The organism is Achromobacter semiaridum, from assembly GCF_053543755.1.
Window position 1 is genome coordinate 83,942 of the sequence record NZ_JBLVOL010000002.1, and the last position, 3,998, is coordinate 87,939.

General features: G+C 64.2%; 5 protein-coding genes. 3 read left to right on the forward strand and 2 right to left on the reverse strand.

The features are described from left to right. Together ACNPP0_RS00525 and ACNPP0_RS00530 are read right to left on the reverse strand one after the other, a co-directional pair. Window positions 1-508, reverse strand: a 508-nt coding sequence (locus ACNPP0_RS00525) for an AAA family ATPase (protein ID WP_448704736.1), incomplete at its 3' end; no start/stop codon positions are given. Window positions 509-521: 13 nt separating this feature from the next. Further along, on the reverse strand, window positions 522-1,421 hold the full coding sequence (locus ACNPP0_RS00530) for an NAD kinase (protein ID WP_046803417.1): 900 nt from the start codon (window positions 1,419-1,421) through the stop codon (window positions 522-524). A 164-nt stretch (window positions 1,422-1,585) separates the two neighbouring features. Between ACNPP0_RS00530 and hrcA the strand changes: the two genes are divergently transcribed. From hrcA to ACNPP0_RS00545, 3 genes are read left to right on the forward strand one after another with little or no spacing between them, the layout of a single operon-like run. Next, the gene (gene hrcA, locus ACNPP0_RS00535) at window positions 1,586-2,590 is read left to right on the forward strand and encodes a heat-inducible transcriptional repressor HrcA (RefSeq protein ID WP_046803416.1); all 1,005 of its coding nucleotides are present in this window, start codon (window positions 1,586-1,588) and stop codon (window positions 2,588-2,590) included. A gap of 45 nt (window positions 2,591-2,635) precedes the next feature. After that, complete coding sequence (gene hemH / locus ACNPP0_RS00540; protein WP_332612669.1) at window positions 2,636-3,760, forward strand: ferrochelatase; 1,125 nt, start codon at window positions 2,636-2,638, stop codon at window positions 3,758-3,760. Further along, on the forward strand, window positions 3,750-3,986 hold the full coding sequence (locus ACNPP0_RS00545; RefSeq protein ID WP_332612668.1) for a hypothetical protein: 237 nt from the start codon (window positions 3,750-3,752) through the stop codon (window positions 3,984-3,986). Before hemH ends, ACNPP0_RS00545 begins: the two co-directional genes overlap by 11 nt. The last annotated feature ends 12 nt before the right edge of the window (window positions 3,987-3,998 follow it).

Genomic DNA, 3,998 nt, shown 5'->3' on the forward strand with positions numbered 1-3,998 from the left:
GGCGCGCCAGCGCGCGCCATTGCTTCCACGCCTGGCCCACGGCCTGGCGCAGATCGCCATGGCCGCCGTGGGCGTCCAGCAGATCGCGCTGGGCGTCAGGGCGCATCAGGCTTTGATGGGCGTGCTGGCCGTGGATGTCGACCAGGCTGTCGCCCAGTTCGCGCAGCTGCCCCACGGTGGCGGGCGTGCCGTTGATGTAAGCGCGGCTGCGCCCCTGCGCGTCGATGACCCGACGCAGCGACAATTCGTCATCGGCGTCGATTTCGCGTTCGTTCAGCCAGCTGTGCAATGACTTGGGCGTATCGAACACGGCAGTGATGTCGGCGCGCGGCGCGCCTTCGCGCAGCATGCTGGCGTCGCCACGCTCGCCCAGCGCAAGCGCCAACGCGTCCACCAGGATGGATTTGCCCGCCCCGGTCTCGCCGGAGAACACGGTGAAGCCGGGGCCGAAATGGATTTCGGTCTGTTCGACGATGACGAAGTCGCGGATATGCAGGGTGCGCAGCATGTCGGGGCGCTTACTACTCTACGTTGTCGGTGGCCTGGGGCATCAGGTTCCAATGCAACTTGCGGCGCAAGGTGGAAAAGAAGCTGTAGCCCTCGGGGTGCACGAAGCGGATGGTGTACGGCGCGCGCTGCACGACGATGCGGTCGCCCGGTTGCAGGTCGGACCACGTCTGCATGTCGAAATGCACGCTGGCGCCAACTTCCACGCGGCCCATCGCCGTCAGCGTCATGTTCAGCACGCCGGTGTCCGGGATGACGATGGGTCGGTTCGACAGCGTTTGCGGCGCCACGGGCACCAGCACCATGGCGTTCATGCCGGGGTGCAGGATGGGGCCGTTGGCGGACAGCGCGTATGCGGTCGAGCCGGTGGGCGTGGCGATGATCAGGCCGTCGGCGCGCTGCGTGTACATGAAGGCGCCGTCCAGCTCGACGCGCACTTCGATCATGCCGCCGCGCCCGGCGCGGTTCAGCACGACGTCGTTGAGCGCCGACGCGGAATACATTTTCTGGTCGCCGCGCCACACGCTGCCTTCCAGCAGCATGCGTTCTTCTATCTGGAAGCTGCCTTCCAATACGCGCGCCAGGGCGCCGTGCGCGTCCTGCAGCGGGATGTCGGTGATGAAGCCCAGGCGCCCGTGGTTGATACCCACCAGGGGCACGCCAAAAGGCGCCAGATGCCGGCCCGCGCCCAGCACCGTGCCGTCGCCGCCCATCACGACGGCCAGCGATGCATTCTGGCCAATCTCTTCAAGGGTAGCGATGGGGTATTCGGTCAGGCCGGTGTTGCGCGCGGTGTCCGCATCGATCAGCACATGCCTGCCCGCTTGCGTCAGCGCGTGCGCAAGGGCTCTTAGCGGGGTGTCCAGGCCGGTGTCCTGGTATCTGCCGATCAGGGCGACGGTAGGAAAGTGCATGGATGCGGGTGTATCAAAAGGGCGAAACGAAGGGCAGGGCCGAAGGGCGAAGCCGAAGCCAGAACCTGCCCGGAATGGGCCGATTAGCCGATTATATGGGGCCGCATATCTGCTTGCGGGACAAAAATCGCCTTTATCCTAAAAGATTCCTTAAAATGCCCGCTATGGATGACCGCGCACGCGCACTACTGAAAGCGTTGATAGAACGCTACATCGCCGATGGGCAGCCCGTCGGCTCGCGGACGCTATCGAAAGTCTTTGACTTGTCCCCGGCCACCATCCGCAATGTCATGGCGGATCTTGAAGAGCTGGGGCTGATCCATAGCCCGCACACCTCCGCCGGCCGCGTGCCTACGCCGCGGGGCTATCGCATGTTCGTCGATTCCCTGCTGGCCGTGCAGTCTTATCAGCTGCAACCGCACAACATGGGCGAAATGCTGTCGGCCGCCGAACCCACCCGCGCCGTCAACGCCGCCGCCGCGTTGCTGTCCAACCTGACGCAATTCGCCGGCGTGGTGCTGACCCCGAAGCGTGCCCAGGTATTTCGGCAGATCGAATTCATCCGGCTGTCCGACAAGCGCGTGCTGCTTATCATCGTCACCCCGGACGGCGACGTCCAGAACCGCATTCTCTTTGTTCAGCGCGATTACGCCGAAGCGGAATTGCTGGAAGCCGGCAATTTCTTCAACATGCACTTCGCGGGCAAGTCGTTCAACGCCGTGCGCCAGACGCTGTCCACCGAACTGGCTCAGCTGCGCGAAGACATTTCGCGGTTGATGCAGGCGGCGGTCGAGGCCAGCGCCGAGGCCGCGGAAGACGGCGACACCATGGTCATCTCGGGCGAACGCAAGCTGCTGGACGTCACCGATATCGCGTCCGACATGGACCGGCTGCGCAAGATGTTCTCGCTGTTCGAGAAAAAGACCGACCTGCTGCAACTGCTGGATGTGTCCAGCCGGGCGCAGGGCGTGCAGATCTACATCGGTGGCGACTCCCAGCTGGTGCCCATGGAAGAGGTCTCGGTCATCACCGCGCCCTACGGCGTGGACGGCAAGGTCGTGGGCACGTTGGGCGTCATCGGCCCGACCCGCATGGCTTACGAACGCGTGATTCCCATTGTGGACATCACGGCGCGCCTGCTGTCCAACGCGCTCAGCCACAACCAGTAGTCCCATTCAAAGCTACATCCTCCTCGCGGAGGAAGGGGAGTTTTTGTGTTTCTTCGCCTGTTCAAGTACCTGTGGCCTGAACGCTATCTGCCGGAAGCCGAGCAGGACGACCCCTTCAACGAAGACCCGCCGGCCCGCGCGCCCGGCAAAGTCGGGGTGCTGCTGGTCAACCTGGGTACGCCGGATAGGCCGGACAAGCAGGGCATCCGCAAATACCTGGGCGAATTCCTGTCGGACCCGCGCGTCATTGAAATTCCACGTTATTTATGGAAGCCCATCCTGTACGGGCTGGTGCTGACGCTGCGGCCGAAGAAGCTGGCGCCGCGCTATGCGGGCGTCTGGCTGAAAGAAGGGTCGCCCCTGATGGTCTATAGCCAGCGCCAGGCCGACGGCGTGCGCGCCGCACTGGAGGCATCGGGCATCGACGCCGTGGTGGAACTGGGCATGCGCTACGGCAACCCTTCCATTCCGGACGCCATCACCCGTTTGCGCGCGGCCGGTTGCGAACGCATCCTGACCGTGCCGCTGTACCCGCAGTACGCGGCCAGCACCACGGCCACGGTCGTGGACGCGGTCACCCGCCATGCCGGGCGCCTGCGCGATCAGCCCGAACTGCGCTTTACCAAGCGCTTTCACGAAGATCCGGCCTGGCTGGACCCGCTGGCCGCCCGCATCGAGACGTTCTGGCGCGAGCACGGCAAGCCGCAGAAGCTGGTCATGAGCTTTCACGGGTTGCCGCGGTATTCCATCGAATTGGGCGACCCCTACTACCGCGACTGCATGGAGTCGGCGCGCCTGCTGTCCCAACGGCTGTCGCTGCCGCGCGAGCAGATCGAAGTGACCTTCCAAAGCCGCTTTGGCACTGCCCGGTGGCTTGAACCCTATACCGAGCCCACCCTGAAAGCGTTAGCCGCTTCGGGTGTTACCGAGGTGGATGTGGTGTGCCCGGGATTTGTGGCAGACTGTCTAGAAACCCTGGAAGAGATCAGCCTGGAATGCCGGGACGCCTTTATTGAGGCGGGCGGCAAGCAGTTTCGTTACATCCCTGCGCTGAACGACGATCCCGCATGGATCGCCGGCTTGGCCACATTGGTGGAACGCAACTTGCAGGGCTGGCCATTGAAGATCCAGGCCAACACGGACTTGAAGGAGAAGGCGCATGCACCATGATCCCAAGAGCGGCAAGAGCGTAAAAAAGGGGACCGTTGCCACCCCGGTGGACGAGGATCAGGTCGAACACGATCTGGACGAGGCGCTGGCCGAAACCTTTCCCGCCAGCGACCCCATCGCCATCCGGCCCGAGCCGGACGACGATGACGAAAACGTAGACCGCGGCCTGAAGGAAAGCTTCCCCGCCAGCGACCCGGTCGCCCCGGCGCAGCCCCACAAGAAGTAAGCGGCCGGGGGG